Source organism: Paraburkholderia megapolitana, assembly GCF_007556815.1.
Taxonomy (GTDB): Bacteria; Pseudomonadota; Gammaproteobacteria; order Burkholderiales; family Burkholderiaceae; genus Paraburkholderia; species Paraburkholderia megapolitana.
Genome location: NZ_CP041745.1, coordinates 4249071 through 4263781, shown reverse-complemented (window position 1 = coordinate 4263781; position 14711 = coordinate 4249071). Strand labels below are relative to the sequence as shown.

The 14711-nt window shown below is 61.7% G+C and carries 13 protein-coding genes and 1 riboswitch; of the genes, 8 read left to right on the top strand and 5 right to left on the bottom strand.

The features are described from left to right. Nucleotides 1-64: 64 nt before the first annotated feature. On the bottom strand, nucleotides 65-1483 hold the full coding sequence (locus FNZ07_RS32460) for a coniferyl aldehyde dehydrogenase (protein WP_091017331.1): 1419 nt from the start codon (nucleotides 1481-1483) through the stop codon (nucleotides 65-67). 103 nt (nucleotides 1484-1586) lie between these two features. Continuing rightward, nucleotides 1587-3257 carry an isovaleryl-CoA dehydrogenase gene (locus FNZ07_RS32455; protein ID WP_144269497.1) on the bottom strand — a complete coding sequence of 557 codons (1671 nt, stop codon included), beginning with the start codon at nucleotides 3255-3257 and terminating at the stop codon, nucleotides 1587-1589. Nucleotides 3258-3622: 365 nt separating this feature from the next. Here FNZ07_RS32455 and FNZ07_RS32450 point away from each other — a divergent pair, with 365 nt between their 5' ends. The 3 genes from FNZ07_RS32450 to FNZ07_RS32440 all read left to right on the top strand — a co-directional run bounded on the left by FNZ07_RS32450 (nucleotide 3623) and on the right by FNZ07_RS32440 (nucleotide 7995). Continuing rightward, nucleotides 3623-5251 (top strand): GMC family oxidoreductase, encoded by a 1629-nt coding sequence (locus tag FNZ07_RS32450; RefSeq protein ID WP_091017335.1) that lies wholly within the window; start codon nucleotides 3623-3625, stop codon nucleotides 5249-5251. 502 nt (nucleotides 5252-5753) lie between these two features. After that, a complete protein-coding gene (locus tag FNZ07_RS32445) occupies nucleotides 5754-6953 on the top strand; it encodes a porin (RefSeq protein ID WP_322788660.1) in 1200 nt (399 codons plus the stop codon). Between the two features lie 295 nt (nucleotides 6954-7248). Beyond that, on the top strand, nucleotides 7249-7995 hold the full coding sequence (locus tag FNZ07_RS32440; protein WP_091017337.1) for a glucose 1-dehydrogenase: 747 nt from the start codon (nucleotides 7249-7251) through the stop codon (nucleotides 7993-7995). 134 nt (nucleotides 7996-8129) lie between these two features. On the opposite strand, the gene FNZ07_RS32435 is transcribed toward FNZ07_RS32440, so the two are convergent. Then, nucleotides 8130-8966, bottom strand: coding sequence for a hypothetical protein (locus FNZ07_RS32435; protein ID WP_143098145.1), 837 nt, complete (start codon nucleotides 8964-8966; stop codon nucleotides 8130-8132). Between the two features lie 71 nt (nucleotides 8967-9037). Between FNZ07_RS32435 and FNZ07_RS32430 the strand changes: the two genes are divergently transcribed. After that, entirely contained in the window at nucleotides 9038-9925 is an 888-nt protein-coding gene (locus FNZ07_RS32430; protein WP_245811684.1) for a LysR family transcriptional regulator, read from the top strand. A gap of 78 nt (nucleotides 9926-10003) precedes the next feature. Further along, nucleotides 10004-10696 (top strand): cytochrome b/b6 domain-containing protein, encoded by a 693-nt coding sequence (locus FNZ07_RS32425; RefSeq protein WP_091017610.1) that lies wholly within the window; start codon nucleotides 10004-10006, stop codon nucleotides 10694-10696. 47 nt (nucleotides 10697-10743) lie between these two features. Here FNZ07_RS32425 and FNZ07_RS32420 read toward each other — a convergent pair whose 3' ends face one another. Next, on the bottom strand, nucleotides 10744-11283 hold the full coding sequence (locus tag FNZ07_RS32420; protein ID WP_245811686.1) for an ATP phosphoribosyltransferase regulatory subunit: 540 nt from the start codon (nucleotides 11281-11283) through the stop codon (nucleotides 10744-10746). 457 nt (nucleotides 11284-11740) lie between these two features. Here FNZ07_RS32420 and FNZ07_RS32415 point away from each other — a divergent pair, with 457 nt between their 5' ends. After that, nucleotides 11741-12178: a YciI family protein gene (locus FNZ07_RS32415; protein WP_091017344.1), complete on the top strand. Its 438-nt coding sequence runs from the start codon at nucleotides 11741-11743 to the stop codon at nucleotides 12176-12178. Nucleotides 12179-12232: 54 nt separating this feature from the next. Here FNZ07_RS32415 and FNZ07_RS32410 read toward each other — a convergent pair whose 3' ends face one another. Next, the gene (locus tag FNZ07_RS32410) at nucleotides 12233-13147 is read right to left on the bottom strand and encodes a LysR family transcriptional regulator (protein WP_091017347.1); all 915 of its coding nucleotides are present in this window, start codon (nucleotides 13145-13147) and stop codon (nucleotides 12233-12235) included. 190 nt (nucleotides 13148-13337) lie between these two features. Here FNZ07_RS32410 and FNZ07_RS32405 point away from each other — a divergent pair, with 190 nt between their 5' ends. Beyond that, nucleotides 13338-13754 (top strand): CidA/LrgA family protein, encoded by a 417-nt coding sequence (locus FNZ07_RS32405; RefSeq protein ID WP_091017615.1) that lies wholly within the window; start codon nucleotides 13338-13340, stop codon nucleotides 13752-13754. 7 nt (nucleotides 13755-13761) lie between these two features. Beyond that, nucleotides 13762-14484, top strand: coding sequence for an LrgB family protein (locus FNZ07_RS32400; protein ID WP_091017350.1), 723 nt, complete (start codon nucleotides 13762-13764; stop codon nucleotides 14482-14484). Nucleotides 14485-14563: 79 nt separating this feature from the next. Beyond that, a riboswitch (S-adenosyl-L-homocysteine riboswitch) is annotated at nucleotides 14564-14681 on the top strand. Nucleotides 14682-14711: the final 30 nt, after the last annotated feature.

Genomic DNA, 14711 nt, shown 5'->3' with positions numbered 1-14711 from the left:
TATCGCGCGTAGAACGGCATCGTAGCGAACCTCCCGCAACAACCCCCGGCCGAGGCAAACACTCCTAAAACTTCATCATCACCCGCAACAACGCATGAAACCGTTTGCCGTAGGGCGGCGCGATCAATCCGCGCGCATTGAATCGTGCCTGCGCCAGCACAGGTTTCATCTGCGAAAACGTCGCAAACCCCTCGTACCCGTGATAAGCCCCCATCCCGCTCGCCCCAACCCCACCGAACGGCAAGCTCTCACACGCGATATGCATCAGCGTTTCATTGATCGCCATCCCGCCCGCAATCGTCTCGCGCGTCACGCGCTCAACGGTGGCGCGATCGTCGTCATACAGATACAGCGCCAGCGGCCGCGGGCGTGCGTTGATCCACGCAATCGCATCGTCGAGCGTGTCATACGGAATAACCGGTAGCAACGGCCCGAAAATCTCTTCCTGCATCACGGTGACGTGATCGGGTGCGTTGGTCAGTACCGTCGGCGGAAAACGTCGCGTCGCCGGATCGGCAGGTGCACTGGTCAACGGATGCACATGCGCACCGGCTTCGACGGCTTCATCGGCAAGTCGCTGCAAGCGTGCGTAGTGGCGATCGGAGATGATCGACGTGTAGTCACCGTTGTGCGCGAAGTCCGGGTACATCTTCGCGATCCGCGTGCGCGCACGTTCGATGAACGCCTGTTCCTTGCCGCGCGGCACCAGCACGTAATCGGGGGCGATGCAGGTTTGTCCCGCATTGAGCGTCTTGCCGCCCAGCAGACTGTCCACCGCGTAGTCGAAGCGCGCATGCGGCCCGATGATTGCCGGCGACTTGCCGCCTAGTTCGAGCGTGACCGGCGTCAGATGTTCGGCGGCGGCACGCATCACGTCGTGACCCACCTTCGTCGAACCGGTGAACAACAAATGATCGAACGGCAGCGAGCTGAACGCGGCCGCAACCTGCGCGTCACCGTTCACGACTGCGACGTGGTCGCGCGAAAAAGTCTTCGCGATCAATTGTTCGAACAGCGCGGAGGTGCGCGGTGTCAGTTCCGACATCTTGATCATCGCGCGGTTGCCTGCTGTCAGTGCGCTGATTAGCGGTCCCGCAGCCAGCAACACCGGATAATTCCACGGCACGATGATGCCGACTACACCAAGCGGTTGCGGTACCACGCGCGCACGCGCCGGCATCAGCCATTTATTGGTGCTGCGCCGCTGCGGTCGCATCCAGCCCTTGCCGTGCTTCAGCGCGGCATCGATCTCTTCCTTCGCGATGAAGAATTCCGCGAGCAGTATTTCGCCTTTCGAACGATTGCCGAAGTCGGCATTCATCGCCTCGGCGAGCGCGTCGCGATTGTCGAGCAGCATCGCGCGCAATGCTTTCAGATGTCCGGCGCGCGTCTGCCACGACGGATACGGCTCGCGCAGATACGCCTGGCGTTGCTCACCCAGTAGTGCGTCGAGCGCTGCGATGTCCGGCAAATCGTTCTTCATATGCTCTCCGTGGTTCGAATGTCGATCTTGACGGTGATTGCGTGTCGTCGCGTTGTGCTTGCGGTGTGGTACTGGAAGGTCTGCTTCGTTTGCGTTGACTGCATCAGGCCGGAAACGCGCGTGCGACGATCGCCGCATGATCGAGTGTTGCAGGCAGCGTGCCGTACACGCGACCGCTGTCACCGCAGCCGTCGGCGAGCCGCGTTGCGATGAATGCATCGGCTACATACGACGGCGCGTGTTTGACCAGCAGCGTGGCCTGCGCGACGAGCACGATCTGTTGCGCGATGCGGCGCGCGGATGCTTCGCGTGTCTCGGGTGCCGAGGTGAGCGTTGCGAGCAACCGTTCAACAGCTGCACCGAGCGCGGGATGCGCATGGGCATCGGCACGCCACGCGGCAAGTAGCGCGTGCGCGGCATCGGGTTCGCGCTCCATCGCGCGTAGCACGTCGAGGCACATCACGTTGCCGGAACCTTCCCAGATCGAATTAACCGGCGCCTCGCGATAAAAACGCGCCATCGGGCCTTCTTCGACATACCCGTTACCACCCCACACTTCCATCGCTTCGCCGGTGAATTCGAGCGTACGCTTGCACACCCAGTACTTCGCGGCTGGCGTGACGATGCGTCGCCAGGCGCGTTCTTCAGGAAGATTCGCAGTGTCTTCGAATGCACGCGCGAGGCGCATGAACAGCACGGTCGCGGCCTCCGATTCCAGCGCGAGATCGGCGAGCACGTTGCGCATCAGCGGTTGATCGGCGAGATGTTTGCCAAAGGCACTGCGATGCCGCGCGTGATGCACGGCCTGCACAAGCGCCGCACGCATCAGCGCCGCGCTGCCGATCACGCAATCGAGCCGCGTGTAATTCGCCATCTCGATGATGGTCGGCACGCCGCGGCCTTCGTCGCCGATCAGCACGCCATACGCATCGAGAAACTCGACTTCGCTGCTTGCATTCGAGCGGTTGCCGAGCTTGTCCTTCAGGCGCTGAACCTGCACCGCGTTCTTGCTGCCGTCCGGCGCGAAGCGCGGCACGAAGAAGCACGACAGCCCTTCGTGGTCGTCGGTGCGCGCGAGCACCAGATGCGCGTCGCATTGCGGCGCCGAGAAAAACCACTTGTGGCCGACCAGCCGGTAGGCGGCTCCGCGTCCGCCGCCACCGTCCGTGGCGAACGCGCGCGTCTGGTTGCTGCGCACATCGGAGCCGCCTTGTTTCTCGGTCATGCCCATGCCGATCATCGCGGACTTTTTCTGCGTGACCGGTATGTCGCGTGGATCGTGTTCGCGTGCATAGAGCTTGTCGCGTAGCGTGTCGAATAGCGCAGGTTCGCGTTGCAGCACCGGGATGCTCGCGAAGGTCATCGTCAGCGGGCACAGCGAACCCGATTCGAGTTGTCCATGCAAGAAGTAACCGGCGCAGCGCGCGGCCATTGCGCCGGGCCGCGGATCGGAAAACGGCAGCGCGTGCAGACCCTCGCGGCGCAGCAGCGCAAGCAGCGAGTGCCACGCGGGATGAAATTCGAGCGCGTCGATGCGTTCGCCGCGCGGGCTATGCGTGAAGAGTTCGGGTTCATGCCGGTTGGCGAGCGCTGCGAGCGCAATGACGTCGGGCGTGCCGAGTTGGGCGCCGTCGCGCAGCAACGCATCGCGATGCCACGCCGCCCCTTCGCGTTCGACAGCGGCCGCGAGCGCCGGGTCGGTGGCGAACAGGTTGTAGTCGGCGAGCGGCGGGACCTGATTCGTCACGTCGTGCGTTTTGCCGGGGCGTGCCATTCCATCTACTGTCTCCGTTCACCGGTGCGTGCCGGATCGTCTGTCGCGAAGCGTCGTTTTACCGCCAGGTGCGGCGCCCTGTCGTGCAAAGCCTGCCTGTGGCGCGTGGTGTTTGAATGACGGCACGGCGCGAGCGAGGGCGCGGGTAGCATCTTTCATCATAGGGGGACGGGGTGCGATCCGTTTAGAGGGATCGCTCTGACGTCGGGCGCCGCGTGCGCCGCCGCGCTCCCTACAATGCGGCATGAGACGCACGTAGACAAGTGTGCACGCAACATACCGCGCGGGCAATGTGGGCGCCGATGTGGCTGCTTATTTGGCTGCTTATACGGCCAGTTCATGCGGTTAATCAGACGGAGACAGGGATGCAATACGACTACATCATCGTCGGCGCTGGATCGGGCGGCTGCTCGCTTGCCAGTCGCCTCGCGGACAGCTGCCCCGATGCAACGATCGCGCTGATCGAGGCAGGTCCGCATACGGACCGCAACATGTTCGTCAACATGCCGACCGGCGTGGCCGCCGTCGTGCCGTTCAAGCTGAAAACCAACTACGGTTACGAAACCGAACCGCAACCGGGTCTGGCCGGGCGGCGCGGTTATCAGCCGCGCGGTCGCGGCTTCGGCGGATCGAGTGCGATCAACGCGATGATCTACACGCGCGGCCATCCGCTCGACTACGACGAATGGGCGCAGCTCGGCTGCGACGGTTGGGGCTGGCCCGATGTGCTGCAGTACTTTCGCCGCGCCGAGGGCAACGAGCGTGGCGCCGATGCGTGGCACGGCGCGGACGGGCCGTTGACGGTCAGCGATCTGCGCTTTCGCAATCCTTTCTCGCAGCGCTTCGTGCAGGCCGCGCTCGAAGCAGGGCATCGGCCGAATAACGACTTCAATGGGCTCGATCAGGAGGGCATCGGTTTCTATCAGGTGACGCAGCGCGACGGTCGTCGCTGCAGCGTGGCGCGCGCTTACATTTACGATCGTCCGCGACAGAACCTGCATCTGATCGCCGATGCCACCGTGCTGCGCGTGACGTTTAACGGCAAGCGCGCAAGCGGCGTGGAAGTGGTGCGCGGCGGCCGTACCGAAACACTCGAAGCGCGCGCGGAAGTCGTACTCGCGAGCGGCGCGTTCAACTCACCGCAACTGCTGATGTGCTCGGGCATCGGTCCAGCGCAGCATCTGCAGGCGCTCGGCATACCGGTTCTGCACGATGCACCGGAAGTCGGACAGAACCTCATCGATCACATCGACTTCACGATCAACAAGCGCGTGCGCTCGATCGAGCCGACCGGTTTCTCGCTGCGCGGCATCGCGCGCATGCTGCCGCAGTTCGTCACGTTCACGCGCCACGGTCGCGGCATGTTGTCGAGCAACGTGGCGGAAGCGGGCGGTTTCCTGAAGAGCCGGCCGACGCTCGATCGCCCCGACCTGCAACTGCATTTCTGCGCGGCGCTCGTCGACGATCACAACCGTCACATGCATTGGGGTCACGGCTATTCGTTGCACACCTGCGTGCTGCGACCGAAGAGCCGCGGCACCGTCACGCTTGCGAGTGCCGATGCGCGCGTCGCACCGCTGATCGATCCGCGTTTTCTGAGCGATTCGCGCGATCTCGACCTGCTCGTCGAAGGCGCGCATATTGCGCGGCGGATTCTCGATGCGCCGTCGCTCGCGCTGTCGGGCGGCAAGGAGCTGTACACGAGCGCGGACCAGAACGACGCGGATCTGCGCCAGACCATCGCCGAACACGCCGACACGATCTATCACCCGGTCGCGACCTGCCGGATGGGTCCTGACGAAAGGTCAGTGGTCGATCTGAAGCTGCGGGTGCGCGGTGTGTCGGGGTTGCGCATCGTCGACGCGTCGGTGATGCCGACGCTGATCGGCGGCAATACGAATGCGCCGACCGTGATGATCGGCGAGCGCGCGGCGGAGTTCATCGCGGCCGCGCGACGCGTGGGCGAGCCGGCAGCGGAGGGCGTGACGGCCTGAGCACGCGAGTTGTGAAGCAGACCGCACATTCCTGAATGCGGCAGATAGCAATTGCAGGACCCCATGACCCGCCGTCGCGATGCGTGACGGCGGGTTGTGTCCTTATGGCGCGTCATCTCGCGTCCGCCCCTACTTGAAACGCAAGTGGATTTAAAGGATTTCAATAAATCTGTTGTCCGGATAACACGCATTCTGACCAAATATTTCGGACAAAATAAAAGTCGATTCACCGTCACAGAAATGAAACCGGGCCTCTCTATGGTTCGTCTGGCCGCGCGTCCAGAAGCTCCGGATAGTCCTCTCCGCAGGGCACCAGAGGCGATTTTCCCGCCCCTGGTCAGGCTACCGGCATGCCGGACGTTTGGGCCCGCAGATTATTTTGATCAGACAATTCTTCAAATTAATCGAATAGCAATTAAATAATAAAGCAATCAAGCGGTACACGGTTTAGAGATCTTATCAACAAGGTTAAATCCTCTTTTAGAGAACGAAAAAGGCTGCGATGAAAATTCAAAAGACCACGGTCGCCTTCATGGCGATAGGCGCATTTGCGGGCGTCGCTCACGCGCAGAGCAGCGTGACGCTGTACGGTGTTGCCGACGGCGGCATTCTGTTCAACAACAACGTCAAGGGCGGACAGCTCGTCGGGCTGTCCAGCGCCACTTCGTCGCGCTGGGGTGTGTTGGGTACTGAGGACCTGGGCGGCGGATTGAAGGCGATCTTCGATCTGGAAAACGGCTATACCCTCGGCACCGGCGGCTTGAGCCAGGGCGGCCTTGAGTTCGGACGGAAGGCGTTTGTCGGCCTGAAGAGCGACACCTACGGTACGGTGACGGCCGGGCGCCAGTATTCCGCCAGTAACGATGCCACTGCCACCTTCGCGTCTGGCGCCGATTGGGCGGCTTCGGGCCTTGGTTATGGAACGCGCGCCGGCGACGTCGATAACGTCGATACGTCGAACCGCGTGCAGAACGCCATCAAGTATCAAAGCCCCAGCTTCCACGGTTTGTCGGTTGGCCTGTTGTACAGCCTCGGCGGTCAGGCAGGGCAGTTCACGAAGAACGAAGTCATCGACGGCGCAGTTTCGTATCTGAACGGCCCGCTGCGGCTCGGTGCGAGCTACATGTTCACCAAGAACCCGTACTACGCAACCTTCGGCGATCAGGGCAACTCGTCGTCGCCGACATCGTCGGCCACGGGCGCGAACAACAACATGCCGAGCCGTATTTACGGCGGGTACGCGTCGGCGGGTTCGCAGCAGATCATCACGGCCGGCGGTTCGTATGTGCTCGGCTCGGCGACGATCGCCGTGCTGTACTCGAATACGCAGTTCCAGAATCTCGGTGCGGTCAATGCAGTGGGCAGCTACGGCACCAAATACAACGGTGGAACAGCGACGTTCAATTCGGGCGAACTGAATCTGAAGTATCAGTTGACGCCTGCTCTGACATTGGCCGGCGCGTACATCTATACGCATAACGGCGGCGCGGACAACGTCGGTAGCGCCAGCTACAACCAGGTCAACCTCGGCACCATCTATTCGCTGTCGAAGCGCACCTCGCTCTACGCGATCGGTTTCTACGAAACCGCTTCGGGCGTCGATTCGACGGGCAAGAAGGCGGTGGCGGACTTCAGCGGATCGTCGTACTCGTCGACGAATCATCAGGTGGCGGCGATTGTGGGTATGACCCACCGGTTTTAAGCGGATGGTGTGACGCCCGGGCGAACATGCCCGGTGGTGTTGGTTTCTTGAAGAGATGTGCTTCGGCCTTCTCTGCCTGCTTCGCGGCGGGTAGAGAAGGCTTTTTCTTTTGCGGCGTCCGAGCCGACCGGATTGCACTGTTCGGAAATTGTGGCAAATGTATTCGCAATGGACACATTTATCCCACGCGTTTCGCTGAGTAGAGTGGCTCCAGTCGCACCGTCAACAGATCCGGACAGACAACGTCCAGCGGTGCACCGATAAATCAAACCATCGAATCTCAAAGGAAGCGATCATGGGCAAGCTGACTGGCAAGGTAGCCGTTGTAACGGGCGCATCGAAAGGCATCGGCGCGGGTATCGCAGTTGCGCTCGCGGCAGAGGGCGCGTCGGTTGTCGTCAATTATGCGTCGAGCAGGGAAGGTGCGGACGCGGTTGTCCAGACCATTACCGCGGCAGGCGGTAAGGCGATTGCCGTGCGCGGTGACGTGTCGAAGGCCGCGGACGCAAAAGGCATCATCGATGCAGCTATCAACACTTACGACCGTCTCGACATCCTCGTCAACAACTCGGGCGTGTATGAGTTTTCGCCGCTCGAAGAGATTACCGAAGACCACTTTCACAAGCAGTTCAATGTGAACGTGCTGGGGTTGCTGCTTACAACCCAGGCTGCTGCAAAACATCTCGGCGAAGGTGCGAGCGTGATCAATATCGGTTCAGTGGTGAGCCGTCTCACGCCGCCGGGAAGCGCTGTGTACACGGCGACCAAGGGCGCCGTCGATGCGATTACCGGTGTGCTCGCGAAGGAACTTGGACCGAAGAAGATCCGTGTCAACGCGTTGAACCCGGGCATGGTGAACACCGAAGGCGCGCGCGGCGCCGGTTTCATTGGTTCGGAGATGGAAACGGGGCTTGTCAGCCAGACGCCGCTTGGGCGTGTTGGCCAGCCTGATGACATCGCTGCGGTTGCGGTGTTTCTCGCGTCGGATGATGCTCGCTGGTTGACGGGGGAACAACTGCTTGCTGGTGGTGGTTTGCGATAACGTGGTTGTTTCTGTAGGTACTTCGCCCGGCAGCACAGGTTTGTGTGCTGCCGGGCGAGGGCATTACGCTGTTTTTTCGCCGCTTGGTTTGCTCGAAAAACTAACGGCGTCTATCTCGCAGTTCGACACCGATTTCACGACCGAAACGTCCGGCATTCGTGCCTCGTTGTGACGATCACAAGACTCCGCAAAAACCGATCCTGATGCAAGACCAGTGCGAGTGACCGCCGCCCGGCCAACCCAACAACCCGGCCGGCATCAAAGTGCTCCACGAACAGACCATACAGGGCGCTGATCCACAAGACACTGCCGGCGGCAAAACACGCGGTGGCGTGATTTGGCACGCCAGGGCCGAGTAGATAAGCGAGTGCCACTGCGAGCAATGCGAGGCCGGTCAGGTAATTCGGTCGATGCAGCGTAGCCTCGCCCAGTGCGAAGCAAACGACGCCTGTCAGCATCATGAGAGTTGGTAGCAGCCAATCCGGATGACCAAGCAGTTCCAGCACGAACACCAGGTTGAACAACAGCCCGGCGCCGCACAGCAGACCTTCGAGAACGAAGTACGCACCTGATCCACGCGCAGATTGAAAGCGGCGCGCGCCGGGAACCTTGAAGCCACGACGCGAGGCACGGCGATCGCACCAGGCCCACAGAAAAATCGCCGCACCGGCTAGCAACACCACGCATAGCGTCGACAGATCCTGTGCATGCTTTTGCAGACACCAACCCAACATCCAGAGCGAGCCGACCGCACTGAAAACCATCTGGTCCGGCGCCCGGACCGCTTGAATCGATTCTCCATATTTCATCGCAACTCCTGACGGGGATGAGGTGCACCCCAGTAGATCCTCTAACGTTCCTCGATACGTTCCTTCCGTTTCCCGGCGCACACGCAGCTTGCTCGCCTGAGCGCTTGCACTGCTGATGCGTCGTTCCTTTTCGCATGAGGTAAGGCCGAAGAATATATCCACACCGGGCAATCAACTAGATGGATAATCGTGTATGAATCATTAAGAGAAACAGGACAATGCGAAAGAATGGATTGACTGATCTCGAAGCGATATTGACGGTCGCCCGTTATCGGAGCTTCCGGTCATCGGCGGCCGAACTTGAGATTTCGACCTCTGCGTTAAGCCAGATGATCGCTGCATCGGAGTCGCGTATCGGCGTGCAACTGTTCCACCGCACTACCCGAAGCGTGTCGCTCACCGATGCAGGACGGGAGTTCGTGGAAACCATCGCCCCCGCGGTCGCCGTGATTCGTGACGCGACCGAGCGCGCGGGAGCGCAAAAGGATTCGCCTTCCGGGCGGATACGCGTGAGTACAAGCACGGGCTTCGCGCGACAATCCATGCCGATGTTTCTCTCGTTCATGGAGCGTTATCCCGACATCGAACTAGAGCTAAAGGCTGAGGACCGTATCGTCGATATTGTGTCGGAGGGTTTTGATCTAGGCATCCGTTTCCCGAGGGACGTTCCCAAGGACATGATCGCGGTCCCGTTCGGCCGTCCTCAGCGCAGTGCGGTGGTGGCAACGCCCGAATACTTTCTGCGACACCCGGTTCCGAAAACACCTGACGACCTGCATGATCACGAATGTGTTCGGTTCCGGTTAGCTGACGGAACGATCCACACGTGGAACTTCGAGTTCCGGAGCAAAAGAATCCAGATCGAACCGAAGGGCCGCTTAACAGTCAATTCCGCAAACCTGACACGCGACGCCGCCCTTAGCGGAGTGGGCATTGCCTTCGTCAACGATTGGCATGTCATGGGAGACGTTGCCACGCAAAGACTGCAACGCGTGCTTGAAAAGTGGTTACCCGTCTACGACCGGTCTTGCCTGTACTTTGCCAACCGTCGACATAGATCGAGCAGTTTGCGGGCGCTGATCGCGTTCGCAAGGAGTTGGACTCCGGAGTCCAACACGTGATTCAACGTGCCTGTATGTTCATCGCGTGCTCCGGCGATGCGCCGCATTCAGGTCTATGGGGCGTACAGGGACCAGACGATGAACACTGAACGACAGCCAGCTTCGCCCACGAACGACAACAACCGCCCCGTACAGGTCTGGGACCTCCCCATACGCCTCTTCCACTGGCTAACTGTCCTGCTCGTAGCCGGCGCCTACATAACCGAGCGCTTCAACTGGATCGACTGGCATGTACGCATCGGCGAGACGTTGTTCGCGCTCGTGTTATTCCGGTTGCTATGGGGCTGCTTCGGCAGCGAGACCGCGCGGTTTCGTAGTTTCGTCGCTTCGCCTGCTGCTGCATGGGCTCATCTTCGCCATATCTTTCGTCGCGAGGCCGACCTGCAGGTTGGCCACAACCCGGCCGGCGGCTGGATGGTGCTGCTGCTTCTCGCGCTGCTATTCGTCGAAACGTTGAGTGGCATCTATGTCTACAACGAAGTCGCCGACGAAGGCCCGCTAAGCGCATGGGTTCCTGCGTCAATCGCCAACGCGATTTCGACGCTACACGCGGTGGGATGGTACGTGCTGATTGCCGCAGTTGCGCTGCACGTTGGCGCAATCGTCCTCTACGCCGTCGCGAAGGGAAACAATCTGCTGCGCCCGATGCTTACCGGGCGCAAGCCGCTGCCGGCCTCGATCCGCGCGCCACGACGAGCGCCGATGTGGCGCGCGCTGCTGGCGCTAGCCGCAGCGGCGATCATGGTGACGTTGCTCGCAACGTACCTTTGATCGCCACTGCATCTCTACATGGAAGAACAGGGCCGAGCCCAGCAATACTACGGCGACAAGCTATCGATTCCCTGCGCCGTCATCGCCAGCAACAACCGTTCGGCACCGATACCAAACCCGGCTCCCTCGCGATACGCTCCGCCGCCCGCCACTTGCTGCTGGGCGCCGAGTTCCGTGCAACGCATCTCGAACCCACGACCGTCCAGGTAGTAGCTAAGCCCTCTGCGAGCAGCGTCATCGACGACATAGCGCAACCCCAGCGAATCGAAAAATCCCGCGGCGATGGCCTGGCTGCGCACAGCCGCCTGTTGCGGATTCGGGCAAAGATATTCGAATCCCAGTTGCGAGAACTCGCGGTATCGACCGGCTTGCGGTCGCTCGTACCGATAGCATCGCGCGATATAAAACAGCATGCGTTCCCGCCGCCGTCCCAGTAACTCCTTGCACTGCTCCTGGAAGAGCGCGGTCGCCTCGGGAATCAGACAGCAGGGGCGCCCCTTCTTGTCGGGAAACGTCCACATCTGGCCGATGATTTCACTGCCGCCGGCCTTCTCGATGAACGTGTCTTGCGACCACAGCGCGGGCACGATGGCTTCTTCGGCGCCCGCGTCAATGAAGATAGCTCCTGAAGCGGTTTTCGAGCGTACGGATTTGCGCGGCTTCAGTACCGACGACGAAACGGGTTCCACGAATCATGGTCATGCTTGACTCCTTGTAGACAATAAAAAAGGGCGCCTTGGGCGCCCTGGTCGTTGGTGCATGGAAGGGACTCGTGAAGTCCCGGGTTCCGTGCTATGGACGTAACGAACCACGGCGCAATAAGCTGCGGCCGTGATGATGAGATCTGATCGGGACGTTACGGAGTTCCATGCGCTTGATACTGGCATACAAATGTGGATTTGTGGGCCAATCCCGACGATCTCGAAGAATTTCCAGAAGCGCTGTCGATTCCGGAGATTTCCGTTCGTCGTAGTGGTAGAACCGCCTGACTCGTGTAGCCTCTTCGGGCCGAACGGTTCCCACTACCCACTCAAGGAGAAGACGATGCGTGTCATGGTGATGGTAAAAGCAAGCAGCGAATCGGAAGCCGGCAAGATGCCCAGCACGGAGTTGTTGACCGCAATGGGCAACTTCAACGAAGAACTCGTCAAGGCGGGCGTGATGCAGGCGGGCGAGGGGCTGCACCCAAGCTCGCGCGGCAAGCGCGTGCAGTTTTCGGGTAGCGGGCGGACTGTCGTCGATGGGCCGTTCGCGGAGACGAAGGAACTCGTCGCCGGTTTCTGGCTGTGGCAGGTCAAGTCGATGGAGGAAGCCGTCGAATGGGTCAAGCGCTGCCCGAACCCGATGGAAAGCGACTCCGAGATCGAAATCCGCCCGCTGTTCGAAGCCGCGGATTTCGGCGCCGAACTCACCCCTGAGCTGCAGGCGCAGGAAGCGCGTCTGCGTGCCGAGGCGGAAAGCGCAGCGAACAAGCCGCGTTGATTTCGAACGGGCTGGCCGGCCGCGCGAGCCGTCTCGCGCTCCGGCCGGCCGCCGCTACACCGGCGTATGCATAAACTCGTCGCCGGCCTGGCTCGGCAGCGTTTCGCGCGCAACATCGAGCCACGCACGCGCGGCATGTGACAGATAGCCGTTGCGGCGCCAGCCGATCGCCATCTCCCATGGAATCTCCGGTTCGACGACCGGCAGACACGTGAACTGCACCGGATCGAGCCGCCGGCAATACGGCGCAGGTAGCAGCGCGATACCCACGCCAGCCTGCACGAGTGCCGCCATGAAATCCCAATGACCGCTACGACCCACGATGATCGGCGCAAAGCCGGCCGTGCGGCACGCATTCAGCACAACATCGTTGAGCGCGAGGCTTTCCCCGTAGAACACGAACGGCTCGGTGGCCAGATCGCCGAGCGGCACCTGCTGCGTGCCGTCCCAGCGCGAGCCGCGACGCGCGACGAGCCACAGTAGCTGGCGCGTCATCGGTAGCACGTCGAGTGCTTGCGGATCGACTGGCTGCAACACGCCGCCCAGTTCGAGTTCGCCGGCAATCAGCGCAGCTTCGATACCGCGCGCACCCTGCTCGAAGAGCTTCAGTTCGACCTTCGGATAGCGCTGGCGGAACGCCGCGATGGTCGGCGTGAACAGCGAGCCGCCCATAGGCGGAATACCGATGGTCAGCTGGCCGCGGCCGAGTTTGTCCAGATCGTCGAGTTCCGCCTGCAACTGCGCATGCGCGGCCAACACCTCCTGACCGCGCTGGAACACGATGCGCCCGGCATCGGTGAGCATCATCTGGCGGCCGTCGCGCAGCAGCAGCGGCGAACCGATCTCGTCTTCCAGCGACTTCACCATCTTGCTGATGGTCGGCTGGGTGACGAACATCTGCTCGGCCGCCACGGTGAAGCTCTGCTGGCGGACGACTTCGACGAAATAACGGAGCGCGCGCAGTTCCATGGCTGAAGGCCCTCGATACCGGAGAATTCCAATTCGGAATGATGTTGATGATTCTAAGTCATTATATTTATGACGGGGCGCTCCTTATACTCAGTTACGTCAAAAATACTAAGGGTTTTCCATGATCTCCCGCGCCGTTGCCTACTTGCTGCCGCTGTTGCGCGCCGTCGAGCACAGTCGCGTCGCCGGCATGCTGCGAATCGTCCGGATTGTGCGGATTGCGCTGCAAAGCGCGGCGCTGGCGGGTCTCTGGCTCGCCGCCGATTTCGTCGTGCGCATGCTCGACCTGCCGGTGCCCGGCGGCGTGGTCGGCCTCGTCGTCCTGCTCGCGCTGCTGTTCTGCGGCGGCGTGACGACGCGTTGGGTCAAGGCCGGCGCCGACTGGCTGCTGTCCGACATGCTGCTGTTCTTTATTCCGGCGGCGGTCGCGGTCGTGCAGTACGGCGGGCTGTTTCGCGAGGATGGCTGGCGACTCGCGCTGGTGGTTGTCGGTGGGACGCTGATGGTGATGTTCGCAGTCGCATTGGCCGTCGAGCAGGCTGCGAAGCTCGAGCGCCGTGTCGCGTTGCGGCGCGTGCGGCATGCGCGCCACCTGACGCGTGCCTGAGACGGCCATGAGCGCGCTCTATACCTCCCTGTTCGCCGACGGCGCTTCGCGCCTGATCGCGGCCGGCTGTTTGGTGTTGACGGTCGCGCTCTACTTCGCCTCGAAGGCGCTGTACGCGCGCTACCGCTCGCCCTGGCTGACGCCGCTCGTCGCCGTGCCGGCCGTGCTGGCCGCCATTGTTCTGATCGCGCACATCCCGTATCCGGTGTACTTCCGCGACACGCGCTGTCTGATGTGGCTGCTCGGGCCCACGACCGTCGCGTTCGCCGTGCCGATCTATGAATACCGCGAGCTGCTGAAGCGCCACTGGATCTCGCTCGCCGTCGGCGTGACGGTCGGTATCGTGGTGGCGGTCGGCGGGTCGCTGTTGCTGGCGAGACTGCTGCATCTGTCGCCGGACCTGCAACGCAGCCTGATGACACGCTCGATCTCAACGCCGTTCGCGCTCGCCGTATCCGACAAGATCCACGCGCCGCGCGAACTGACCGCGCTGTTCGTGATCGCGACGGGTATCGTCGGAATGCTGTTCGGCGAACTCGTGCTGGCGCTCGTGCCGCTGCGTACGCGACTCGCGCGCGGCGCGTTGTTCGGAGCGGCCGCGCATGGCGTTGGCACCGCGAAGGCGCGCGAGCTGGGCGGCGAGGAGGGTGTCGTCGCGAGCCTGACGATGATGATCGCCGGCGTCGTGATGGTGCTGATCGCACCGCTGCTCGGCTTCCTGCCTGTCTAGCGGCTGTCGTAAGCAGAACCAGAAAAACCAGAAAAAACCCACCCAACGCCGTCATCGCGATTTGCTACAATCGCGGTTCGCCTTCGAGGAGCGTTGCGACGGGTTCACCCCGCCAGGCTTGGAGGCTTTCAATCGGACGGCTTGAAGAGTGCACCAAGCGCTTCGCAAACCACCGCATCGAACGGCGCTCACGTCAAATTTCTAGTCATTTTTAGAAAGGAGGGCGT

What these genes read in the sequence shown, in the direction of transcription:
- FNZ07_RS32460 (WP_091017331.1), bottom strand. Translation starts at nt 1,483, where the DNA reads ATGAAGAACGATTTGCCGGACATCGCAGCGCTCGACGCACTACTGGGT.
- FNZ07_RS32455 (WP_144269497.1), bottom strand. Translation starts at nt 3,257, where the DNA reads ATGGCACGCCCCGGCAAAACGCACGACGTGACGAATCAGGTCCCGCCG.
- FNZ07_RS32450 (WP_091017335.1), top strand. Translation starts at nt 3,623, where the DNA reads ATGCAATACGACTACATCATCGTCGGCGCTGGATCGGGCGGCTGCTCG.
- FNZ07_RS32445 (WP_322788660.1), top strand. Translation starts at nt 5,754, where the DNA reads ATGAAAATTCAAAAGACCACGGTCGCCTTCATGGCGATAGGCGCATTT.
- FNZ07_RS32440 (WP_091017337.1), top strand. Translation starts at nt 7,249, where the DNA reads ATGGGCAAGCTGACTGGCAAGGTAGCCGTTGTAACGGGCGCATCGAAA.
- FNZ07_RS32425 (WP_091017610.1), top strand. Translation starts at nt 10,004, where the DNA reads ATGAACACTGAACGACAGCCAGCTTCGCCCACGAACGACAACAACCGC.
- FNZ07_RS32415 (WP_091017344.1), top strand. Translation starts at nt 11,741, where the DNA reads ATGCGTGTCATGGTGATGGTAAAAGCAAGCAGCGAATCGGAAGCCGGC.
- FNZ07_RS32410 (WP_091017347.1), bottom strand. Translation starts at nt 13,147, where the DNA reads ATGGAACTGCGCGCGCTCCGTTATTTCGTCGAAGTCGTCCGCCAGCAG.
- FNZ07_RS32405 (WP_091017615.1), top strand. Translation starts at nt 13,338, where the DNA reads ATGCTGCGAATCGTCCGGATTGTGCGGATTGCGCTGCAAAGCGCGGCG.
- FNZ07_RS32400 (WP_091017350.1), top strand. Translation starts at nt 13,762, where the DNA reads ATGAGCGCGCTCTATACCTCCCTGTTCGCCGACGGCGCTTCGCGCCTG.